Source organism: Streptomyces sp. NPDC104831, assembly GCF_055583025.1.
This window is the reverse complement of record NZ_JBVJOT010000007.1, coordinates 86,886-107,447: the sequence shown is the minus strand read 5'-3', so window position 1 is coordinate 107,447 and position 20,562 is coordinate 86,886. Positions and strand designations below refer to the sequence as shown.

Annotated in this window: 19 protein-coding genes, 1 tRNA gene and 1 pseudogene; 12 read left to right on the top strand and 9 right to left on the bottom strand. The window is 73.7% G+C overall.

What is annotated here, in order from left to right:
• Positions 1–363: 363 nt before the first annotated feature.
• Positions 364–837, bottom strand: a pseudogene (locus ACZ63H_RS07350) (response regulator); the annotation flags it as partial.
• 165 nt (positions 838–1,002) lie between these two features.
• Here ACZ63H_RS07350 and ACZ63H_RS07345 point away from each other — a divergent pair.
• Positions 1,003–1,074, top strand: a tRNA-Arg gene (locus ACZ63H_RS07345).
• Positions 1,075–1,278: 204 nt separating this feature from the next.
• Here ACZ63H_RS07345 and ACZ63H_RS07340 read toward each other — a convergent pair.
• Both ACZ63H_RS07340 and ACZ63H_RS07335 read right to left on the bottom strand, forming a co-directional pair.
• Positions 1,279–2,517, bottom strand: a complete 1,239-nt coding sequence (locus tag ACZ63H_RS07340) for an MFS transporter (protein ID WP_469862857.1) — start codon at positions 2,515–2,517, stop codon at positions 1,279–1,281.
• Between the two features lie 114 nt (positions 2,518–2,631).
• Positions 2,632–3,075, bottom strand: a complete 444-nt coding sequence (locus tag ACZ63H_RS07335; protein ID WP_469862856.1) for an ArsR/SmtB family transcription factor — start codon at positions 3,073–3,075, stop codon at positions 2,632–2,634.
• A gap of 67 nt (positions 3,076–3,142) precedes the next feature.
• On the opposite strand from ACZ63H_RS07335, the gene ACZ63H_RS07330 reads away from it, so the two are divergent.
• Positions 3,143–4,378 (top strand): MFS transporter, encoded by a 1,236-nt coding sequence (locus ACZ63H_RS07330; RefSeq protein ID WP_469862855.1) that lies wholly within the window; start codon positions 3,143–3,145, stop codon positions 4,376–4,378.
• Between the two features lie 28 nt (positions 4,379–4,406).
• On the opposite strand, the gene ku is transcribed toward ACZ63H_RS07330, so the two are convergent.
• On the bottom strand, positions 4,407–5,453 hold the full coding sequence (ku, locus tag ACZ63H_RS07325; protein WP_469862854.1) for a non-homologous end joining protein Ku: 1,047 nt from the start codon (positions 5,451–5,453) through the stop codon (positions 4,407–4,409).
• A 53-nt stretch (positions 5,454–5,506) separates the two neighbouring features.
• Here ku and ligD point away from each other — a divergent pair, with 53 nt between their 5' ends.
• On the top strand, positions 5,507–6,394 hold the full coding sequence (ligD, locus tag ACZ63H_RS07320; RefSeq protein ID WP_469862853.1) for a non-homologous end-joining DNA ligase: 888 nt from the start codon (positions 5,507–5,509) through the stop codon (positions 6,392–6,394).
• A 356-nt stretch (positions 6,395–6,750) separates the two neighbouring features.
• Here the strand turns inward: ligD and ACZ63H_RS07315 are convergent, their stop codons facing one another.
• Complete coding sequence (locus ACZ63H_RS07315; protein ID WP_469862852.1) at positions 6,751–7,554, bottom strand: nuclease-related domain-containing protein; 804 nt, start codon at positions 7,552–7,554, stop codon at positions 6,751–6,753.
• 98 nt (positions 7,555–7,652) lie between these two features.
• Between ACZ63H_RS07315 and ACZ63H_RS07310 the strand changes: the two genes are divergently transcribed.
• From ACZ63H_RS07310 to ACZ63H_RS07290, 5 genes are all read left to right on the top strand, one after another.
• The gene (locus ACZ63H_RS07310) at positions 7,653–8,159 is read left to right on the top strand and encodes a protein-tyrosine phosphatase family protein (RefSeq protein WP_469862851.1); all 507 of its coding nucleotides are present in this window, start codon (positions 7,653–7,655) and stop codon (positions 8,157–8,159) included.
• A 65-nt stretch (positions 8,160–8,224) separates the two neighbouring features.
• Positions 8,225–8,956 (top strand): hypothetical protein, encoded by a 732-nt coding sequence (locus ACZ63H_RS07305; RefSeq protein ID WP_469862850.1) that lies wholly within the window; start codon positions 8,225–8,227, stop codon positions 8,954–8,956.
• Positions 8,953–10,197, top strand: coding sequence for an ATP-binding protein (locus ACZ63H_RS07300; RefSeq protein WP_469862849.1), 1,245 nt, complete (start codon positions 8,953–8,955; stop codon positions 10,195–10,197). Before ACZ63H_RS07305 ends, ACZ63H_RS07300 begins: the two co-directional genes overlap by 4 nt.
• Before the next feature lie 184 nt (positions 10,198–10,381).
• The gene (locus ACZ63H_RS07295) at positions 10,382–11,743 is read left to right on the top strand and encodes an FtsW/RodA/SpoVE family cell cycle protein (protein WP_469862848.1); all 1,362 of its coding nucleotides are present in this window, start codon (positions 10,382–10,384) and stop codon (positions 11,741–11,743) included.
• Between the two features lie 35 nt (positions 11,744–11,778).
• Positions 11,779–13,236 carry a penicillin-binding transpeptidase domain-containing protein gene (locus tag ACZ63H_RS07290; protein ID WP_469862927.1) on the top strand — a complete coding sequence of 486 codons (1,458 nt, stop codon included), beginning with the start codon at positions 11,779–11,781 and terminating at the stop codon, positions 13,234–13,236.
• A gap of 7 nt (positions 13,237–13,243) precedes the next feature.
• On the opposite strand, the gene ACZ63H_RS07285 is transcribed toward ACZ63H_RS07290, so the two are convergent.
• Both ACZ63H_RS07285 and ACZ63H_RS07280 read right to left on the bottom strand, forming a co-directional pair.
• Positions 13,244–14,104 (bottom strand): hypothetical protein, encoded by an 861-nt coding sequence (locus tag ACZ63H_RS07285; protein ID WP_469862926.1) that lies wholly within the window; start codon positions 14,102–14,104, stop codon positions 13,244–13,246.
• Between the two features lie 93 nt (positions 14,105–14,197).
• Positions 14,198–15,307 (bottom strand): ferritin-like domain-containing protein, encoded by a 1,110-nt coding sequence (locus ACZ63H_RS07280; RefSeq protein WP_469862847.1) that lies wholly within the window; start codon positions 15,305–15,307, stop codon positions 14,198–14,200.
• Between the two features lie 122 nt (positions 15,308–15,429).
• On the opposite strand from ACZ63H_RS07280, the gene ACZ63H_RS07275 reads away from it, so the two are divergent.
• The 4 genes from ACZ63H_RS07275 to ACZ63H_RS07260 all read left to right on the top strand — a co-directional run bounded on the left by ACZ63H_RS07275 (position 15,430) and on the right by ACZ63H_RS07260 (position 18,677).
• Positions 15,430–16,368: an AurF N-oxygenase family protein gene (locus ACZ63H_RS07275; RefSeq protein ID WP_469862846.1), complete on the top strand. Its 939-nt coding sequence runs from the start codon at positions 15,430–15,432 to the stop codon at positions 16,366–16,368.
• A gap of 101 nt (positions 16,369–16,469) precedes the next feature.
• Entirely contained in the window at positions 16,470–17,135 is a 666-nt protein-coding gene (locus tag ACZ63H_RS07270) for a TetR/AcrR family transcriptional regulator (protein WP_469862845.1), read from the top strand.
• A complete protein-coding gene (locus ACZ63H_RS07265) occupies positions 17,132–17,458 on the top strand; it encodes a hypothetical protein (RefSeq protein ID WP_469862844.1) in 327 nt (108 codons plus the stop codon). Before ACZ63H_RS07270 ends, ACZ63H_RS07265 begins: the two co-directional genes overlap by 4 nt.
• 112 nt (positions 17,459–17,570) lie before the next feature.
• A complete protein-coding gene (locus ACZ63H_RS07260; RefSeq protein WP_469862843.1) occupies positions 17,571–18,677 on the top strand; it encodes a C40 family peptidase in 1,107 nt (368 codons plus the stop codon).
• Between the two features lie 10 nt (positions 18,678–18,687).
• On the opposite strand, the gene ACZ63H_RS07255 is transcribed toward ACZ63H_RS07260, so the two are convergent.
• Positions 18,688–19,194, bottom strand: a complete 507-nt coding sequence (locus ACZ63H_RS07255; protein ID WP_469862842.1) for a hypothetical protein — start codon at positions 19,192–19,194, stop codon at positions 18,688–18,690.
• Between the two features lie 86 nt (positions 19,195–19,280).
• Complete coding sequence (locus tag ACZ63H_RS07250; RefSeq protein WP_469862841.1) at positions 19,281–20,534, bottom strand: styrene monooxygenase/indole monooxygenase family protein; 1,254 nt, start codon at positions 20,532–20,534, stop codon at positions 19,281–19,283.
• Positions 20,535–20,562: the final 28 nt, after the last annotated feature.

Genomic DNA, 20,562 nt, shown 5'->3' with positions numbered 1-20,562 from the left:
GCCGCCGGGACTCGGGAGACCGGAGCTCGGGAGACCTTCGTGACCGGAGTGGTCGTGCGCACTGGGAAGACCGCCGGAACCGGTCAGGCCACCGGAATCGGGGACGCCTTCGTGCACGGGGAAGCTTTCACGGCCGGGGGCCGGCCCGTCCTGACCCGGTAGGTGATCGCGACCGAGGAGACCTTCGTGGCGGCCGGGCGGGTCCTCGTACCCACGCGGGTCTTCATGCGGGCGCATGCCCTCGTGGCCGGCGAGGCCTTGCCGACACGGGAGGGTTTGCGCGCAGGGGAGGCGCTCATGGCCGGAGGCACCCTCGTCGGCCTCCTCTCCCCCGCCGTCGCTCCCGGCACCCGCCGGTTCGGCGTTGCCGCCGTCGACCGCCTCGCCGACATCCCCGTCACCGACCTCACCCGGCCCGTCGCCCGCGGCGGACCCGTCTCCCCCGGACGCCGCACGCCCGGCCTTCCCCTCGATGAGGTCTTTCACGAGCCGGACCAGCTCGGCGGGCTCGAAGGGCTTGGCGAGGAAGGCGTCGACGCCCAGGTCGAGGCCGGCCTGGACCTCGTACTGGGTGCACGCGCTGATGATGGCGACGGGCAGGTGCTGCGTACGGGGATCGGCGCGGAGCCGGGCGGCGGTGCGGAGCCCGTCCAGCCGGGGCATGACGACATCGAGCGTCACGACATCGGGGCGCACCTCATGCACCACATCCAGACACTCGGCACCATCGGCCGCGGTCACGACCTCCAGCCCTTCCAGCTCGAGGTTGACCCTGATCAGCTGCCGGATGACCTTGTTGTCGTCCACAACAAGCACCCGACCCGGAGCGCCTGGCACAACTCGAGAGTAGGTGCGGACCGGCCACCGCGTCCGGGTTTTCCCCACTTCCACCCCCTACAGGGGACCTGCCCACCCCGCCCGGGCAACCGAATTGCTGATCACCCCTCCGGACCTGCTAGTGTTCTACCCGTCGCCGCGAGCGAGAAGCTCAGCGCCCGACACGCCCCCGTAGCTCAGGGGATAGAGCAACGGCCTCCGGAGCCGTGTGCGCAGGTTCGAATCCTGCCGGGGGCACTTCGATCGAAGTGCTGAAGAAGTCCTTGCCCTGCCGAGACGCAGGTCAAGGACTTCTTTGTTTTTGCGGGGAAGTGTCGGCCCGCGCGACCCGGTCCAGGGCGAACCCGGGAGCGCCCCGCACCCGGCCCGCCGGAATACGGTCACCGAGCCGATCGCCCGCCACGTGCGGCGCATGAGCCACGGTCGTCGGGGCCTGGCGGTTCAGGCACTTCGGCCCGTCGGTTCCTCGTGGGCGGGGGTCCGGCTCGGGGGCCGTTCCGGAGTGGGGCCCGCTGTGCGCATGCGGGCGTAGGAGTAGACGCAGGCCGCCAGGGCCAGGTCCGACAGGAGCATGTAGGCGATGGAGTACGAGGACTTGGCGCTGTAGACGGCGCCCATGACCAGGGGTGGGACGAAGCCGCCGAGGCCGCCTGTCGCCCCGACGATGCCGGTGACGCTGCCCACCTGGGGCTGGGGGGTGACCCGGGAGACCAGGGCGAAGACCGAGCCGCTGGCCGTGCCGAGGCCCGCCGCCATCAGCAGGAGGCAGATCGTGGCGGTGGGGACCAGGACCGGGTCGAAGGACTGGAGGATCGCCAGGACCGCCACCAGGCCGAGCGCGCAGGCCGTGACGATCGCCGGGTGGACGCGGTCGGCGAGCCAGCCGCCGAGGGGGCGGAAGACCACCGTGACGAGGGCGAAGCCGGCCGCCCGGGTGCCGGCGTCGGTGGGGGTGAGGCCGTACCAGGTGCGCAGGTAGGTGGGGAGGTAGACGCCGAACGCGACGATGCCGCCGAAGCCGATCGCGTAGAGCGCCGACAGTTCCCAGGTGACGCGGAGGCGGGCGGCCCGGCCGAGGCGGGCGGCCAGCGGCGTCGAGGGGATCTCCCGGCCGGGGCGGTCGTTGATCAGGAAGGCGGCCAGCGCGGCGTACACCGCCAGCGCGATCGCCATCACCAGGAACGGCAGATTCTCGCCCCGGTGGTACATGCGCGGGGTGAGGAAGCCGGACAGCGCCACCCCGCCCATGCCCATGCCGAAGATGCCGAGGGCCGCGCCCCGGCGGGCGGGCGGGAACCAGGAGTTGACCAGCGGCACGCCGATCGCGAACGTCGTGCCGCCGAGGCCCAGCACGAAGCCCACCAGCAGCAGGGCCACGTACGACGAGCGGGCCGGGATCAGGAGCAGTACGGGGATGATCGTCAGGGCGCTGGTCAGCGGGAACATCAGGCGGGCGCCGTAGCGGTCGGTGAGCGCGCCGACCGGGACCCGGCCGAGTGAGCCGACCAGGACCGGGACCGCCACCAGGAGGGACTGGGCCGAGGCCCCCATGTGCAGGCGGGCGTCGAAGTCGCCGGCGAGCGGGGCGATGAGGTTCCAGGCCCAGAAGGTGAGGGTGAAGCCGACGGTGGCCATGACCAGGTTGCGCCAGGCCGCCGCGGAGGGTCTGTCACCGGTCATCGCTCACACTCCCGGGAGGTCGGCCGCCTGACTGCCCCTCCCCTCGCGACGACTTCCATGGTCGGGGACCGGGTCGCGGTCCGCATCCCGGGCACCCGGCGGGGCCGCGCCGGCTCAGTCGCCCTCCGGCGGGGTCCACGCGGCGACGAGGTCCAGCAGGCCGGGGAAGCGGGCGTTCAGGTCGGCCACCCGGACCCGGCTGCGGCGCTCCAGTCCGTACTGGCGCTGCCGGGTGACGCCCGCTTCGCGCAGGGCCCGGAAGTGGTGGGTCAGCGAGGACTTCGGGCGGTCCAGGCCGAACCAGCCGCAGGTGTGGTCGTACTCCTGCGACTCCAGGAGGAGTTTGCGGACGATCCGCAGTCTGAGCGGGTCGCTGAGCGCGCCCAGCACGGTTTCCAGCCTGATGTCGCCGACGGCCGGCTCGGGCAGCGGGTCGGGCAGGCCGGGGGGTTCCGGCCGCTCCTCGATGCCGACGGCCGGCTGGGTCGCTTCGGTGCTCTGCCCGGTCACTGCGGCTCCCTCTCGCAGACTTCCTGTACGACTCAGATCGTACTGCATGCTAGGTTCGACTCCACTCGTACAAGTACGGCTTGAGTCGTACTCGAGTCCAGGGGAGGACTGTGTCATGACGACGACGGCCGGAGCGCGCGTCCGGGGAGCGGTGGGCGGGGGCGAGGTGCCCGTCCGGTGGGTGTGGCTCGCCGCCTGGCCCGTGACGGCGGTGTTCGTGCTGTCCAACGCGGCCACCCCGCTGTACGTGCTGTGGCAGCGCGAGATGGGGTTCGGCCGGGGCACCCTGACGGTGGTCTTCGCCTGTTACATCGCCGGGCTGCTCGGATCCCTGCTGGTCTGCGGTGTCGTCTCCGACCGGTTCGGGCGCAAGCCGGTGCTGCTGCCCGCGCTGGGGCTCGCCCTCGTCGCCTGCCTGGTCTTCGCGACCGCCGGCGGGGTGGCGGCGCTGGTCGTGGCCCGGTTGTGCACCGGTGTCGCGGTGGGGGCGGTGGTCTCGGCGGGGATGGCCGCGGTGACGGACGTGGCGGGGCCCGGCCGGCGACGGCTCGCGGCGCTGCTCGCCTCGTGCGCGATGGTGTTCGGGGCGGGGGTGGGACCGCTGCTGGCCGGCGTGCTGTCCGAGACGCTGCCCGGGCCCGCGGTCACCGTGTTCGCGGTGGAGGCGGCGCTGCTGGTGTCGGCCGTCGGGGTGGTGCTGCGCATGCCGGTGCGGGGGCCGGGGCGGGGGAACGCCGGTGCCGGCGGGTGGGTCCGGGTGCCGGGGGTGCCCCGGGGGGCCGGGTGGCGGCTCGCGCTGGGGATCGCCGTGTTCGCGCCCGGCATCACCGCCACGTCCTTCGTGCTGTCGCTCGGGCCGTCGCTGCTGGCGGAGCTGCCGGGTGCGGGCAGCCGGGCCGTACCCGGGGCGCTGGCGTTCGCTATGTTCCTGTGCGCGACGGGCGTGCAGTTCGCGGTGCGGCGGCTGGGGCGGCGCACGGTGCTGGCCGCGGGTGCCGGGGCGACCGCGCTCGGCATGGCCCTGCTCGTCGGCGCCGTGCACACCGGGTCGGTCGCGGCGCTGGCCGCGGCGGCGCTGCTGGCCGGGGCCGGGCAGGGAATGGGGCAGCTCGGCGGGTTGTCGCTGCTGAACTCGGCGGTGCCCGGGGCTCGGCTGGCCGAGGCCAACGCGGCGTTCAACGTGGGGGGTTACCTTCCCGCCGGGCTGCTGCCGGTGAGTGCGGGCTATCTGAGTGACGCGGTGGGGCTGACCGCGGGGGCGACGGTCTTCGGTACGGCGCTGGCGGGGCTGGCCGTGGCGGGGGGCGCGGTGGTGCTGCTCGGGCACGGGCGGGTGCCCTCGGCCGGCTGACCGGCCTGCCGCGCTCCCTCCGCGCCCCTCACGCCGTTCGCTTGCGGGACGCCGCCTTCTTCCCCGCCGTCTTCGCCGTCGTCTTGGCCGCCGCCTTCTTCCCCGCGGTGCTCTTCGCCGTTGACGTCTTCTTCGCCGTTCCCGCTCCCTCCCCCGCCTTGGACGTCGACTTGCGGGCGGGGGCCGCCTTCTTCGCGGCCGGGGCCTTCTTCGTCGACGTCGATTTCCTGGTGCCCGTCTCCTTCGGTGCCGAGCCGGCCCCGCGGAGCTGTCTGACCTCGGCCTCCTCGCCCGGGGTGCCGCGGGACTCGCGGGCCGCCCGGACGCTGTTCTCCAGGGCGGCCATCAGGTCCAGCACCTTGCCGCCGGGGGCGGGGGCGGGGGTCTCGGGCGGGACCTCGCCGGTGGCCTTCGCGGCGATGACCTCCTCCAGCGCCTCGCGGTACTCGTCGTGCAGGTCCTCCAGGTCGACCTCGCCGAGGGTGTCCATCAGAGCGTCCGCCAGGTCCAGTTCCTTGTCGCGGATGGTGACGTGCTCGTCCGGCGCGACGCCCTCCGGGGTGCGGACCTCGTCCGGCCACAGCAGGCCGTGCATGGCGATGGCCTCGTCGACCACGCGCAGCATGCCGAGCCGCTCCCGCCCGCGCAGCGCGTACTTGGCGATGGCGACCTTGTTGCTGCGCTTGAGGGCCTCGCGCAGCAGGGTGTACGGCTTGGCGGCCTGGGCCCCGCCGGCGGCGAGGTAGTACGCCGCGCCCATCTGGAGCGGGTCGATCCGGTCGGCCGGCACGAACGCCACGATCTCGATGGTGCGGGCGGTGGGGATGGGCAGGTGGGAGAGGTCCTCGTCGGTGATCGGGATCATCGTGCCGTCGGCGTCCTCGTACGCCTTGCCGATCTCGGCCTGGGTGACCTCGCGGTCCTCCAGCTCGCACACCTTGCGGTAGCGGATGCGGCCGTTGTCCTCGGTGTGGATCTGGCGGAAGGAGATCGCGTGGCTCTCCGTGGCGTTCACCAGCTTGATCGGGATGCTGACCAGGCCGAAGGAGATCGCGCCGTTCCATATCGATCGCACGTGCCGCACCCTTCCATAGCCGTTTTTGCCGGTTCGTCTGGGATTGTCATCCTATGACGCCTATCACAGAGGTGGAGGGGCGCCGGGTCGCGTTCAGCAACCTGGAGAAGGTGCTCTATCCGGAGACCGGCTTCACCAAGGGGGAGCTGCTGCACTACTACGCGACCACCGCCCCCGCCCTGCTGCCCCACCTGCGCGACCGGGCGGTGTCCTTCCTGCGCTATCCGGACGGTCCCGGAGGGCAGCTGTTCTTCACCAAGAACGTGCCGCCGGGTACGCCCGAGTGGGTCACCACCGCCGAGGTCCCGCGGTCCGCCGCGGACAGCCCGGCCCGGATGGTGGTCGTACAGGACCTGCCGAGCCTGGTGTGGGCGGCGAACCTGGTCACCGAGTTCCACACCCACCAGTGGCTGGTGCAGCGTCCCGAAGAGGCGGACCGGCTGGTCTTCGACCTGGACCCGGGGCCGCCCGCGCACGTCGTGCACTGCTGCGAGGTCGCCTCGTGGCTGCGGGAGCGGCTCGCGGCGGACGGGATCGAGGCGTACCCGAAGACCGCCGGGTCGAAGGGGCTGCACCTGCTGGCCGCGGTGCGCGGCAGCTCGTCCGAGCGGACGTCGCAGTACGCGAAGGCGCTGGCGGTGGAGGCGGAGCGGGCGCTGCCCCGGCTGGTGGTGCACCGGATGACGAAGAGCCTCAGGCCGGGGAAGGTGTTCGTCGACTGGAGCCAGAACGCGGCCCGCAAGACCACGGCCACCCCGTACACCGTGCGCGCCCGCCGGGTCCCGCTGGTGTCCGCGCCGGTGACCTGGCAGGAGGTCGCCGACTGCCGCGCCCCCGCCCAGCTGGAGTTCCGGCCCGAGGACATCGCCCCGCGCCTGACGGACCACGGCGACCTGATGGCACCCCTGCTGGACCCGGAGTCGGCCGCCACGCTGCCGTGACCGGGCCCGGCGGACGGCCTCCGGGCGGGCGGGGGGGCCGGGCCGGCCGGGGCAGCGCGGCGGACGGCCGCGGGACGGGGCGGGGCAGCGGGACGGGACGGGGCGGCGCAGGACAGCGAGGCAGGACAGCGCGGCGGACGGTCTCCGGGCGGGGCCGGGCCGGCCGGCCGGCCGGGGCAGGGCGGTGCGGCGGGCGGTTGCCGGGTCGCGGCAGGGCAGGGCAGCGGGGCAGGGCATGGCGGCGGACGGCCGCGGGGCGGGGCAGCGGGACGGGGCGGGGCAGGACAGCGAGGCGGATGGTCTCCGGGCGGGGCCGGGCAGGGCCGGCCGGGGCAGGGCAGTGCGGCGGGCGGTGCTCAGACCCTGCGCCAGACGTTGCGGTCCCGGGCCATCCCGTGCAGTGCCTCCACGTCCGCCGGCTTGAGCACCCCGCCCAGCCGGGCCAGGTCGGCCAGTTCCGGGTCCCGCAGGATCCGCACCCCCCGCGGCGGCGCCGTCACGGTGACCTCGGCCGGGTCCACCAGGGCCAGCACCGGGCGGACCTCGGCGGTCAGCGCGTAGGAGGCGCGGTCGGCGGCGGAGCGCAGCGGGCGCAGCAGCGGCTCGGCCTCGCGGCGGCCCAGGGCGACCATCGGGTCGGCGATCCGGACCCGGGCCCGGCGGGCGTACAGGGCGTGGACGGCGAACAGGCCGCCGGGTCCGATCACCAGGTGGTGGACGCGGTCGCCGCCGGGCAGCGGGACGGAGTGCAGGGTGTGCCAGCCGGCGCCCTCCAGCGCGTCCAGTGCCCGGCCGACGGTCCGCTCGGCGGTCAGCGCACGCCGCCGGGGGTCGGGGCGCAGCCGGTGCGCGGGGCCGGGGTGGCGGTCCAGGGCGACGAGCAGGGCCTCGCCGGGGCGGTTGGGGGCCAGGTCGTCGTCCGGGTGCAGGGTCAGCCGGGCGAGTTCGGCGGGGGTCGGGACGGGGGGCGGGCCCACGGTCACCGGGCCGGTGAGGAAGGGTCCCAGGGCCTCCAGCACGGCGTCCCGGCTGTCCTCGCCGAGGAGGTTGACCCGGCCGGCCTCACGGTCGTACCAGGCGATGCCGGCTCCGTCCTCGCGGCAGACGTACAGCCGCTCACCACCGTGCCGGAAGGCCGGCACCACGCGCAGTCCGCTCATGCGCCATCACCCCTCGACCATGGGAACAGGCGGGGCGCTCCGGGGGCAAGACCGGTTACCGTGGAGGCGGCCCTGTGCGGGGACTTGGGGAGGGACCGTTGCGGACCCGCGGAATGCAGCCCGGCGTGCCGGCTCCGGAGAGCGCGTGGAACGAGATCGTGCCCGGTCTGTGGATGGGCGGCCACGAGTTCCGGGACCGTTCCGGACGGCTGGAGCTCGCCGTCGTACGGGACGAGTTCGACGTCGTGCAGACGCTGCTGCGGCTGCCGGGGTACGGGCCCGATCCGGGCGTGGAGCACCATGTGTGGCCGATACCGGACGGACCGCTGGACGGCACGCAGCTGGCGGGGGTGATCCGGCTGGCCGGGGCGGTGAACGAGGCGCTGGAGGCGGGCCGCCGGGTGCTCGTGCGCTGTTACCACGGGTACAACCGCTCGGGGCTGGTCGTCGCGCACGCGCTGGTCCAGCGGGGTGACACGGCCGACCAGGCGATCCAGCTGATCCGGGCCCGGCGCTCGGCGTGGGCGCTGCACAACGAGCTGTTCGTGGAGTATCTGCGGACGGGGCTCGCGACCGTGCGGCTGCTGGAGGAGCTGGCCGAGTAGCTCCCCGCGCCCCTCGTGCCCGGCGCGCGAAGCAGTACAAAGCAGACTTCCGTCAGAATGTAGGGATGCCAGCCCGTCGTTCCGCGCGCACCGCCCTCTCCCTGGCCGCCGTCGTCCTGCTGTCCGCGACGGCGTCGGCCTGCGGGGACACCGGCGGGCTGCGCGGCGCCGGGCCCACCACGACCGCCGTCAGCCCCGCCCGGCTGTGGCCGGACCTCAGGCCGGCGTCCAGCCCGGCCTACCCGTACGCCGTGTCGACCCGGGAGACCGTCAAGGGCGTCACGGTGCCCGCCGGGGACGTACGGAAGGTGGACCCGGTGGACGTCGTCGAGGCGGAGCTGGCGGCGCACCCGGGCGACTACGGACCCAAGGGGGCCTACCACGCGACGGTGGACCGGATGCGGCAGTGCCGGCCGGGCGGACAGCGGGCCCGCTGTCCGCTGCTCAAGCCGTACTACCGGGACCTGACCGGGGACGGCCGGGCGGATCTGACGCTCGGCTTCCGGCTGTACCCGACCAACCAGACGGCGGTGCGGGTCTACACCGTCGAGGGGCGCCGGCTGGTGCAGGTGCTGGCCGACAACGACGCGCTCACCGGGGTGGAGCTGGCCGGGCGGGCGCTGATCGAGCGCTCCCCCGCCGACACCTCCGGCTACGAGTACCGCACCACCTGGGTGTGGGACCCGGGCCAGCGCGCGATGGTGTTCTCCCGCGACGAGTACCTGCACGTCGGCGACGGGCGGCACGGCAAGCGGAAGCCGTCCCCGTCCCCCTCGGCCTCCCCGGGTGCGCGATGAGGCTCACGCTGCCGCACTGGTCCGGGGCGCTCGCCGTCAAGGCCGCCGCCTTCATGACGGTGATGTGCTGCGCGCTGGCCGCGCTGCTGGGTGTGCTGGTGCACGTCTCGGTGACCGACCAGACCGTCGGCCAGGCCCGTGACCTGGCGCTGTCCCGGCTGGCGGACGCCACCGAGGCGTACGAGGCCGGGGACAGGCTGCTGCCGGGTGCCCGGGTGGAGCCCGCGGAGCTGCCTTCGGAGCTGCGCCGGCTGGCGGTGGCCGGGCAGCGCGGCACGATGGTCGCGGCCTACCGGGGGCGTCCGGCCATGTGGGCGGCGGGGCCGGTGGCCGGGCACCGGGCGCTGGGCGTGGCGGTCGACTACTCGCAGCAGGCCCGCACCATCGCCGGTCTGGACCGGTCGATCGTGTGGTCGTCGGGGCTGGCGATCGGGGCGACCGTGCTGGTCGGCGTGTTCGCGGTGACCCGGGTGACCCGGCGGCTGCACGGCACCGCGCGGGTGGCGCGCAGGATCAGCGCGGGCGACCTGGACGCCCGGGTGAACGACCCCCGTACGAAGGATCCGTCCCGGCCGCCGGACGAGGTCGCCGCCGTGGCCGCCGCGCTGGACTCGATGGCGGCCTCGTTGCAGGGCAAGCTGCTCAGCGAGCAGCGGTTCACCGCGGACGTGGCGCACGAGCTGCGCACCCCGCTGACCGGGCTGCACGCGGCGGCCGAGCTGCTGCCGCCGGGCCGTCCCACGGAGCTGGTGCGGGACCGGGTGGCGGCGCTGCGCACCCTCACCGAGGACCTGCTGGAGATCTCCCGGCTGGACACCGGGCGGGAGCGGCTGGAGCTCGGCACGGAGGCGCTCGGCGCGCTGGCCGAGCGGGTGGTGCGGGCCTCGGGCACCGACACCGAGGTGCGCGTGGAGCGGGACGTCCGGGTGGAGACCGACCGGCGGCGGCTGGAGCGGGTGCTGGGCAACCTGGTGGCCAACGCGCACCGGCACGGTGCCCCTCCGGTGGTGCTGACCGTGGACGGGCCGGTGGTGACCGTGCGGGATCACGGGGCCGGGTATCCGGAGTACCTGGTGACCCACGGGCCGCAGCGGTTCCGCACGGAGGGCGGGGCGACCGGGCACGGGCTGGGGCTGACCATCGCGGTGGGGCAGGCGGAGGTGCTGGGCGCCGCGCTGGGCTTCGGCAACGCGGCGGACGGGGGCGCGGTGGCGACGTTGCGGCTGCCCGGGGGCGAGTAGCACCCGGGGCCTGGGGCGGTTTCCGGGCCAGTCGGTTTCCGGGCTCTTGGCCGTGTGCGGCCGGGCGCGCCCGCGCGGCGGGGCCGCACGCCGATACGGCGCTGCGCTCCTCGGGCGTTCGCCCGGGGCGCGCCCGGCCACCGAACAATGGGCACAAGACCCCCCATTTCGGTAAGTTCCGGTCATGACGAAGGCCGGAAGCACCCTGGCGGCGGTACCCGCTCCCGCGCGCGCCGTGCGTCTTCCCCGGCGCCGGGGCGTCGAGCTGTCCCTGCTCGTGCTGGCCGTCCTGCTGTCCGTGTACGGCTACTGCGCGGTGGGGCTGGCCCGGTCCGGGACCGTCCCGCCGGGTGCCGTCGGATACGGCGCCGGGCTCGGGGTGCTCGCCCTGTTCGCCCACATCGCGGTGCGCATCCGGGCGCCGTACGCCGATCCGCTGCCGCTGCCCATCGGGATGCTGCTCAACGGGCTGGGGCTGGTCCTGATCTACCGGCTGGACCTGGAGACACCGGGCGACCGGGCGGCCCCGACCCAGCTGGTGTGGTCCACGCTGGGCGTCGGCCTGTTCATCGGTGTCGTGCTGGTGCTGCGGGACCACCGGGTGCTCCAGCGGTACGCGTACGTCTGCGTGGTGGCCGCCCTCGCCCTGCTGGCGCTGCCGATCCTGTTCCCGGCGGTCAACGGGGCCCGGATCTGGATCCGGATCGCCGGGTTCTCCTTCCAGCCCGGCGAGTTCGCGAAGGTGCTGCTCGCGGTGTTCTTCGCCGCCTATCTGGCCGCCAACCGCAGCGCGTTGGCGTACACCGGGCGCCGGCTGTGGCGGCTGCAGTTCCCGACCGGCCGGGTGCTCGGGCCGATCCTGACGATCTGGCTGGTGAGCGTGGGCGTGCTGGTGCTGGAGCGGGACCTCGGGACCTCGCTGCTGTTCTTCGGGCTGTTCGTGGTGCTGCTGTACGTGGCCACCGGGCGCACCGGCTGGATCGCGGTGGGGCTGCTGCTCGCCGTGCTCGGCGCCGTCGCCGTGGGACGGCTGGAGCCGCACGTGGGCGGGCGGATCGAGGACTGGCTGCACCCGTTCGCCACCATCGAGGCCGGGCGGGGTCCCAACCAGCTCGCCCAGTCCCTGTTCGCCTTCGCGGCCGGCGGGATCCTGGGCGCCGGGCTCGGGCTCGGGCACTCCATCCTGATCGGCTTCGCGACCAAGTCGGACTTCATCCTGGCGACGGCCGGGGAGGAGCTGGGACTCGCGGGGCTCGCGGCGATCGTGCTGCTGTACGCGCTGCTGGTGGAGCGCGGTTACCGGGCGGGGCTGGCGCTGCGCGAGCCGTTCGGCCGGCTCCTCGCGGTGGGGCTCGCCTCGATCGTGGCGCTCCAGGTGTTCGTGATCGCGGGCGGGGTGACCGGGCTGATCCCGCTGACCGGCATGGCGATGCCGTTCCTCGCCCAGGGCGGCTCGTCGGTGGTCACCAACTGGGCGATCGTGGCACTGCTGGTCCGGGTGAGCGATTCGGCGCGCAGCCAGTACGACGGCCGGGAGGCGCCGTGACCGAGTACGGCTCGCTGCCCGAGGGCGGGCGGCCGATGGCGCGGTACATCCGGCACGCCCGCGCGTTCTGCGCGTTGCTGCTGGCGGCGCTGCTGGCCAACGCGGCCCGGGTGCAGGTCGTGCGGTCCCGGGAGTACGACGCCAACCCGGCCGACCGGCGGGCCGTGATCGCCCGATACCAGCAGCCGCGCGGGAACGTCCTGGTGGACGGCCGGCCGGTCACCGGGTCGGTGGACACCGGCGAGCAGCTGCGGTACGAACGCACCTACGCGGACGGGCCGTTGTACGCGCCGGTCACCGGGTTCTCCTCGCAGAAGTACGGCACCACGTTCCTGGAGCACACCGAGGACGGGGTGCTGTCCGGCACCGATCCGCTGCTCGCGCCGCTGCCGCTGTGGCGCGACGTGACACGGGGGCGCGCTCCGGGCGGTGACGTGGTCACCACCCTCGACCGGCGGGCGCAGGAGGCCGCGTACCGGGGGCTGGCCGGGCGCAAGGGCGCGGTGGCGGCGGTGGAGCCGGCCACGGGCCGGATCCTGGCGCTGGTGACCAGCCCGTCGTACGACCCGGCGGAGCTGTCGGGCAACAGCGAGGCGGTGACGGCGGCGTGGGCCCGGCTCAACCACGACCCGGAGAAGCCGATGCTCAACCGGGCGGTGCGGCAGACGTATCCGCCGGGGTCGACGTTCAAGGTGGTCACCGCGGCGGCGGCGCTGGACGCGGGCGTGGTCACGGACCTGGACGAGCGCACCGACTCCCCCGATCCCTACCGGCTGCCCGGCACCACCACGCGGCTGACCAACGAGGGCGACGGCTGTGCGGACGCCTCGGTGCGGGACGCCTTCGAGTGGTCCTGCAACACGGTCTTCGCCAAGCTGGGCGTGGACGTGGGGGTGCGGGACATGGTGGCCATGGCGCAGGCGTTCGGGTTCAACGACACCGAGGTGCGCGTCCCCTTCTCCGTGGCGCCCAGTACGTTCGACACCCGGGTGGACCGGGCGCAGCTCGCGCTGTCCTCGATCGGGCAGTACAACACGCGGGCCACGCCGTTGCAGATGGCGATGGTCGCGGCGGCGGTCGCGGACGGGGGTGTGCTGCGCCCGCCGTACCTGGTGGAACGAACCACCCGGCACGGCGGCGAGACGCTGTCCGGGAGCGGGGCCCGGCCGGGCCGGCAGGTGATGCGGCCGGCCACCGCGGCGCGGCTCGCGGAGCTGATGGCCGGGGTGGTCCGGGAGGGCACCGGCACCAACGCGTCCCTGCCCGGCGTGCTGGTCGGCGGCAAGACCGGCACGGCGCAGCACGGGGTCGGCAACACGGGGGTGCCGTACGCCTGGTTCGTCTCCTGGGCGAAGTCCGAGGACGCCCCGCAGCCGCAGGTGGCGGTCGCGGTGGTGGTGGAGGACGCGTCGGCGGACCGGGGCGAGATCAGCGGCAACGGCGTCGCGGCCCCGATCGCGCGGGAGGTGATGCGGGCCGTGCTCGGCGGGTGAGGGCGGGTCAGCCGGCGGGCCGCCGCATCTCGGAGCGGATCCGCAGGGTGGTGCGGGCGGCCTCCTGGAGGTCCACGTCGGCGGGGTCCCGCACGGAGCGGTCCACATTGCCGACGACGGCCGCGGTGTTGCCGTCCGCCCAGGCGCAGACGCCGTAGGTCAGGGTGACCGCGGCGCTCTTCTGGGTGAGCACCTGGCAGCTGACGGGAGTGGCGGCGCCGGACGGGGTGACGTCCCGCGCGGGCCGCTCGACGGTGACGCCGTCGGCCTCGGCGGCGCCCTTGAGCAGGCCGCGGCGGATCGCGGGGGTGTTCTTGAACCGGCCGTACATGCCGGAGACGAGCAGCATGGCCCGGGAGTCGTCGCCGGGCGGGCTGTAGCGGCCGACGGTGGCGTGGACGTCCCTGGCGTCCCAGGCGCCGTCGGCCTCGTCCTCGATCCCCTTGCCCTCGGTGCCGGAGAGGTCCTCGGCGAGGGTGTACTCGCCGTCCAGCAGGCGGTGCGGCAGGACCAGCTTGTACCGGGCCGCCGGGAAACCGCTGTCGGCCACCAGGCCGAGCACCACGAGACCGGCGACGACGACCGTGACGACTCCGCCCACGATGCCGAGCACCAGCCCGATCCGGCGCTTCCTCGGCGGCGGCACCATGGGCGGCACGCCCCAGCCGGGGTAGGGCTGCTGCGGGGGGTACGGCTGCTGTTGCGGCGGGTACGGCTGCTGCGGGTACGGCTGCTGCTGTGGCGGGTACGGCTGCTGTTGCGGGAACGGCGCCTGCTGGGGGTACGGCGGGCCGTACGGGCCGGGGGCGGCCTGCGGGGGCTGCTGGCCGTAGGGCCCCGGGTACGGCGGCGGCTGCGACGGAGGCATGGACACGCCAGCACGCTACTGCACCCCGCCGACCCGCCCGGCACCGCGTCCCGCGCACCCCCGGCGCCGGCCCGCCGCCTCCCGGGCGTCCGGTCAGTCCTCCGCCGTGCCCGACTCGATCGCCGCCTCCACCTCCGCCACCCGTCGCCGTTCCTCCGCGGCGAAGCGTTCGGCGTCCAGCCGGTCGGCCGACTCCTCGTCCTGTGCCATCAGCCGGTCGAGGTCGAAGTCGCCGAGTTCGAAGACGCCCATGTCGGCGTAGGCCTGCTGAAGGCGCCTGCCCCACAGGCCGATGTCCTTGACGCACGGGACGATCCGGCTGAACAGCAGCTTGCGGAACAGCCGCAGGAACTCGGAGTCCTCGCTGATCCGCGCCGCCTCGGCCCTCGGGATGCCGAAGTTCTCCAGCACCTCCACCCCGCGCAGCCGGTCGCGCATCAGGTGGCAGCCCTCGATGACGAACTCCTCGCGCTCGCGCAGTTCGGCGTCCGTGAGCTGCCGGTAGTAGTCGCGCAGCGCCATCCGGCCGAAGGCCACGTGCCGGGCCTCGTCCTGCATGACGTAGGTCAGGATCTGCCGCGGCAGCGGCTTGTCCGTGGTGTCCCGGATCATACCGAAGGCGGCCAGCGCCAGTCCCTCGATCAGCACCTGCATGCCCAGGTAGGGCATGTCCCAGCGGCTGTCGCGCAGGGTGTCGCCGAGCAGCGCCCGGAGGTCGTCGTTGACCGGGTAGAGCAGGCCCACCTTCTCGTGCAGGAACCGCCCGTATATCTCGGCGTGCCGGGCCTCGTCCACGGTCTGGGTCGCGGAGTAGAACTTGGCGTCCAGGTCGGGCACCGACTCCACGATCCGCGCCGCGCAGATCATCGCGCCCTGCTCGCCGTGCAGGAACTGGCTGAACTGCCAGGAGGCGTAGTGCCGGCGCAGTTCGCCCTTGTCCCGCTCGGAGAGCCTGTCCCAATGGCGGGTGCCGTACAGGGCCATGGCCTCCTCGGGTGTGCCGAGGGGGTCGTACGGGTCCACCTCCAGGTCCCAGTCGATGCGGGTCCGCCCGTCCCACTGCTTGTCCTTGCCCTTCTGGTACAGGGCGAACAGACGGTCGCGCCCGTCGTCGTACTCCCAGCTGAACCGGGCCGCGCCGGTGGCGGGCACCTGCCAGGGGGAGTCTCCCGGATCGTCGGCGTACAGCTCATGGGTCCGCATACTTCCCAGGCTCACGCCCGGCCGCCGCGTCAACAAGTCCTGCGCGGGGGATTGACGACCTTACTGACAGGGAGTCTTATAAGAACAGGACGACTACCCCCGGGTAACGAGGTGAGGGAGCCATGACGACCCTGACGGAAGCGGACGCGCTGGACGGGCTGCGCGACGCGCTCGGCCTGCTCAAGGACCGGGAACAAGTGGCCGAACGGCTGCTCGCCTCTTCCGCCAAGCACTCCTTCGACCCGGACAAGGAGCTGGACTGGGACGCGCCCTTCGAGGAGGGCAAGTGGTTCTGGCCGCCGGAGCTGGTCTCGCTGTACGACACCCCGATGTGGCGGCGGATGAGCGAGGAGCAGCGCATCCTGCTCTCCCAGCACGAGGCCGCGGCGCTGGCCTCGCTCGGCATCTGGTTCGAGCTGATCCTGATGCAGCTGCTGGTCCGGCACATCTACGACAAGGCGGCGACGAGCGCGCACGTGCGGTACGCCCTCACCGAGATCGAGGACGAGTGCCGGCACTCGAAGATGTTCGCGCGCCTGATATCGCGCGGCGACACCCCCTGGTACCCGGTGAGCCGGACCCACCAGAACCTGGGCCGGCTGTTCAAGACGATCTCGACCACGCCCGGTTCCTTCACCGCCACGCTGCTCGGCGAGGAGGTCCTCGACTGGATGCAGCGGCTGACCTTCCCCGACGAGCGGGTCCAGCCGCTGATCCGGGGCGTCACGCGGATCCACGTGGTGGAGGAGGCCCGGCACGTCCGGTACGCCCGTGAGGAGCTGCGGCGCCAGATGGTGACCGCGCCGAAGTGGTCGCAGGAGTTCACCCGGGTCACCTCGGGCGAGTTCGCCCGGGTGTTCTCGGTCGCCTTCGTCAACCCGGAGGTGTACACGAACGTGGGTCTGGACAAGCGGGAGGCGATGGCCCAGGTGAAGGCGAGCGGGCACCGCCGCGAGATCATGCAGACGGGTGCCAAGCGGCTGACCGATTTCCTGGACGACATCGGTGTCCTGCGGGGCGTGGGGCGCCGGCTGTGGAGGGCGTCGGGTCTCCTGGCGTGACCCCGGCACCCCGCCCGGGGGCGCGGAGCACGGCGCGAGTGCCCCCCGGCCGCCCGCGCACGCCGCGGGGCGGGCCCACCCCGGCGGTTAGGCTGACCGCCATGACCCCGTCGGCCACCCCCGCATACCGCCGCCTGAGCGTCGAGGAGCGACGAAGCCAGCTCCTCGACGCCGCGCTCTCGCTCTTCGCGCACCGCGCGCCCGAGGACGTGTCCCTCGATGACGTGGCGGAGGCGGCCGGAGTCTCGCGTCCCCTGGTGTACCGCTACTTCCCGGGCGGCAAGCAGCAGCTCTACGAGGCCGCGCTCGGGTCGGCCGCCGAGCAGCTGAACCAGTGCTTCGACGAACCCCACGAGACGTCCGCGCTGTCCCGCCTGTCCCGTGTCCTCGACCGCTATCTGGCCTTCGTCGACCAGCACGACACCGGGTTCAGCGCGCTGCTCCAGGGCGGCAGCGTGGTGGAGACCAAGCGCACCACCGCCATCGTGGACGGGGTGCGCCGGTCCGCCGCCGACCACATCTACCAGCACCTGGAGGTCGCCGATCCCGGCCGGCCGCTGCGGATGACCGTGCGCATGTGGATCGCGGCCGTGGAGGCGGCCTCCCTGATCTGGCTGGACAACGACAAACAGCCGCCGCCCGCGGAGCTGCGGGACTGGCTGGTGGAGCAGTTCGTGGCCGTCCTCACGGTCACGGCGGGCCGCGACCCGCAGACGGCGGCGCTCGTCGCCACGCTCTCCGAGGACGGCCGGGTACCGGCCCCGTGAAGAGCCAGGACACCCCCTTCGAGGGCGGCCCCATGGACGGGCGCGTGCTGCCCGTCCTGCTCGGCCCCACCGGGCACCCCCCGAAGACGTACCGCATCCCCGTCCCGGACCCGGACGGCGGCCGGCCCACGGTGCTGGTCTACCGGCGCGAGCCGCGCGGGCACAGCCGGCGACTCGGACTGGTGCGGGGCTGGAAGTACCGGTACGACCCCGACGACACCTCCGGCGGTCGGCTCAGGTGGCCCTGGTCCAAGCCGGCCGCCGCGTCCGCTCCCCGGCCGGACGCCCCGCGATCCGGCAAGCCGGCTGACACGAACGAGTGAAAGCGGTGCGCCGAATCGCGCAGGCTTCCCGCATATTGTGTGCCGACACGTCTGATTATCACCGTGCGACGGGAGGCGGAGGGACCGTTCTCCCCGCGCCGGAGGTGATGTCGTGTCAGGAGTGCTCGTGCGTCTGGCCGGTACGGCCGCGGTGGCGGCCCAGGCCGTCCTCGCACCCGTGCCCGCCGCGGCCGTACCGGACCCACGGCCGTCCCTGGCCGTGCCCGACGCGCGACCGGCCCCGGCCGCGTCCGGCACACAGCCCTCCGTGGCCCGGCTGCTGACGGATCTTCAGCGGCTGTACCGGCAGGCCGAGCAGGCCACCGAGACCTACAACGCCACCACGGAGAAACTGGAGCGGCAGCGCGCCGAGGTCGCCCGGCTGGACGGGGAACTCGCCCGCGCCCGGCTGGCCCTGCGCACCACGCGGCTGGACGCCGGCCGGCTGGCCCGGCAGCAGTACCAGAGCGGCGGCGGCCTCGGTCCCTACGTCCGCCTCCTGCTCGCGCGCGATCCGCAGCACGCGCTGGACGAGGGGCACGTCATCGGGGAGCTGGCGCGCGAACGGGCCCGTACGGTGGCCCGGCTGACCACCGCCGAGCGGCGCCGGGACGCCCTGGCCCGCGCGGCCCGGAAGGCACTGGACACCCAGCTCGGCCTGGCCGCCCGGCAGAAGAGGCAGCGCGACGACGTCCGAAGGAGACTGGCCGACGTGGAACGCGTGCTGGCCACCCTCACCCCGGACCGGCTCGCGGCCGTGGCCCGGCTGGAGGAGCGGTCGATCGCCGAGGCCCAGCGCGAACTGGTCACGGCGGGCGCCCTGCCCGACGACCGCCCCGCGGCCCCGGCGGCCGGCGCCCCCGCCGCCGAGCGCGCGGTCCGCTACGCGCTGGACCAGGTCGGCAAGCCCTACCGGTGGGGCGCGGCGGGCCCGGACGCCTTCGACTGCTCGGGACTGACCTCCCGGGCCTGGTCCCGGGCGGGCGTCGCGGTCCCGCGCACCAGCCAGGAGCAGTGGGCCCGGCTGACCAGGGTCCCGCTGCGCCGGCTGCGCCCGGGAGACCTGGTGGTGTACTTCCCCGAGGCGACCCACGTGGCGATGTACGTCGGCGACGGGAAGGTCGTCCAGGCGCCGAGACCGGGCGGGAGGGTGAAGGTCTCACCGCTCGCGTCCCACCCGGTGCTCGGCGCGGTCCGGCCGCAGCCGGCGCCGCAGTGACGGCCGCGCCCTAGTCGCAGAACTGGTCGCGCGCCTGCTTCGCCCCGTCCTTGAACCCCTGCTTGAAGTTCTCGTCCACGGCCACGAGGCCATGCTGCTCGTCCCGCGCGCTGCAGCTGCGCTTCACGGCCGCGAACCCCTTGTCGAAGCCCTCGTTGTACTGCTCCTTGGCGTTCTTCTGCTCCCCCTCCTCGGCCGTACCGCACTTGACCTCGGGGCCGCCGATCTGCTGGGCGCTGACGGTGCCGCTCGCGTCGGTGACCGTCAGGGAGAAGCCGCCGCCGGCGTCCGCCTTCACGCTGCCCTCGGCACCGCTGCCCGACTCGACGGCCACGGCCTTGTTCGGCTTGAAGTCCTTGCCGCTGACGAGCAGGTTCTTCGGGTTCTCGGTGCTTCTGACGCCGCAGGTGGGCGATGCCGCCGCCGCTGTCGAGGCGGAGAACGTCACCGACCCCAACGCGAGCGACGACACCGCCAGGGGTGCCAGAACCGCGAGGCGTACACGACGAGCGTTCATGGAAACTCCTCCATGGCTTGTCCCCCCTGCACACCTGTCCCAGCGTCCCCCCGCCGGTATCAGGTGTCAAAAGGGGGACAAAACCATCAGGCTTCCGTGAGGGACCCCAGGTAGGCGGCCGTCTTCTCCGGGTCGTAGAAGAAGTTCTCGAAGTCGGACGGGTCGTTGAACGCGTTGGCGAAACGGTCCGCCACGGGCTGGAGCGAGCCGGCCGCGCCGATGAGGTTCAGCACGTGCTCGGGCGGCGGGGCCAGCATGGCGTTGGTCCACTTGGTGACGTGCTGGGCGGTGGTCCAGTAGCGGTCGAAGGTGGCGCGCATCCACTCCTCGTCGAAGGGCTTGTCACCGCGCTCCAGGATCGACGCCAGATAGGCCGCCGCGCACTTGGACGCCGAGTTGGAGCCCTGGCCGGTGATCGGGTCGTTGGCCACGACCACGTCGGCCACGCCCAGGACCAGACCGCCCGAGGGCAGCCGGCCGACGGGGTTGCGCACGGTCGGGGCGTAGCGCCCGGCCAGCGTGCCGCCCGCGTCGGTCAGTTCGGCCTTCGTGGCCCGCGCGTACTCCCAGGGCGTGAACCGCTCCATGAGTTCCAGGGTCAGGGAGAGGTGCTCGGCCGGGTCCTTGACGCCCCGGAAGGCGTCGAGCGGGCCACCGGGTATGCCCTCCCAGAACAGGATGTCGGCCCGCCCGGACAGGGTCAGGGTCGGCATGACGAACAGCTCGCCGACGCCGGGGACCAGGTTGCAGCGGACCGCGTCGAACTCCGGGTGCTCCGGGCGCGGGCCGAGCCCGTGCACGTACGCCACCGCCAGCGCGCGCTGCGGCTCGGCGTACGGCGAGCGCTCGGGGTCGCGGGCGAACATCGACACCAGCTCGCCCTTGCCGGCCGCGACCAGGACGAGGTCGTAGGTGCGGGAGAAGTAGTCCAGGTCGCCGACGGCCGCGCCGTGGATGACCAGCTGGCCGCCGCGCTGCGCGAAGGTCTCCATCCAGCCGGCCATCTTCACCCGCTGGTCCACCGACTGCGCGAACCCGTCCAGCCTGCCCACCCAGTCGATGGCCCGCTGGGTGGGGCCCGGGTCGTGCGAGCCGGGCGCGGCGACCGAGACGCCGAGTCCCTCGATCTTCGGGGCCTGGGACTCCCAGAAGTTCAGCTGCAGGTCGCGCTCGTGCTGGAGTGCCGTGTGGAACATGCACTGCGTCGACATGACACGGCCGGTGCGGATCTCGTCCGCGGTCCGGTTCGACATCAGGGTGACCTCGTAGCCGTGCGACTGCAGGCCGAGGGCGAGCTGGAGGCCGGACTGGCCGGCTCCGACGACGAGTATCTTCCGCATGCGGTGGTGTCTCCTACGGGGGCTGGGA

Excerpts from the sequence above, each read along its gene's own strand:
- ACZ63H_RS07340 (WP_469862857.1), bottom strand. The coding sequence starts at position 2,517 with ATGACCGGTGACAGACCCTCCGCGGCGGCCTGGCGCAACCTGGTCATG.
- ACZ63H_RS07335 (WP_469862856.1), bottom strand. The coding sequence starts at position 3,075 with ATGCAGTACGATCTGAGTCGTACAGGAAGTCTGCGAGAGGGAGCCGCA.
- ACZ63H_RS07330 (WP_469862855.1), top strand. The coding sequence starts at position 3,143 with ATGACGACGACGGCCGGAGCGCGCGTCCGGGGAGCGGTGGGCGGGGGC.
- ligD (WP_469862853.1), top strand. The coding sequence starts at position 5,507 with ATGACGCCTATCACAGAGGTGGAGGGGCGCCGGGTCGCGTTCAGCAAC.
- ACZ63H_RS07315 (WP_469862852.1), bottom strand. The coding sequence starts at position 7,554 with ATGAGCGGACTGCGCGTGGTGCCGGCCTTCCGGCACGGTGGTGAGCGG.
- ACZ63H_RS07305 (WP_469862850.1), top strand. The coding sequence starts at position 8,225 with ATGCCAGCCCGTCGTTCCGCGCGCACCGCCCTCTCCCTGGCCGCCGTC.
- ACZ63H_RS07300 (WP_469862849.1), top strand. The coding sequence starts at position 8,953 with ATGAGGCTCACGCTGCCGCACTGGTCCGGGGCGCTCGCCGTCAAGGCC.
- ACZ63H_RS07295 (WP_469862848.1), top strand. The coding sequence starts at position 10,382 with ATGACGAAGGCCGGAAGCACCCTGGCGGCGGTACCCGCTCCCGCGCGC.
- ACZ63H_RS07290 (WP_469862927.1), top strand. The coding sequence starts at position 11,779 with ATGGCGCGGTACATCCGGCACGCCCGCGCGTTCTGCGCGTTGCTGCTG.
- ACZ63H_RS07285 (WP_469862926.1), bottom strand. The coding sequence starts at position 14,104 with ATGCCTCCGTCGCAGCCGCCGCCGTACCCGGGGCCCTACGGCCAGCAG.
- ACZ63H_RS07280 (WP_469862847.1), bottom strand. The coding sequence starts at position 15,307 with ATGCGGACCCATGAGCTGTACGCCGACGATCCGGGAGACTCCCCCTGG.
- ACZ63H_RS07275 (WP_469862846.1), top strand. The coding sequence starts at position 15,430 with ATGACGACCCTGACGGAAGCGGACGCGCTGGACGGGCTGCGCGACGCG.
- ACZ63H_RS07270 (WP_469862845.1), top strand. The coding sequence starts at position 16,470 with ATGACCCCGTCGGCCACCCCCGCATACCGCCGCCTGAGCGTCGAGGAG.
- ACZ63H_RS07255 (WP_469862842.1), bottom strand. The coding sequence starts at position 19,194 with ATGAACGCTCGTCGTGTACGCCTCGCGGTTCTGGCACCCCTGGCGGTG.
- ACZ63H_RS07250 (WP_469862841.1), bottom strand. The coding sequence starts at position 20,534 with ATGCGGAAGATACTCGTCGTCGGAGCCGGCCAGTCCGGCCTCCAGCTC.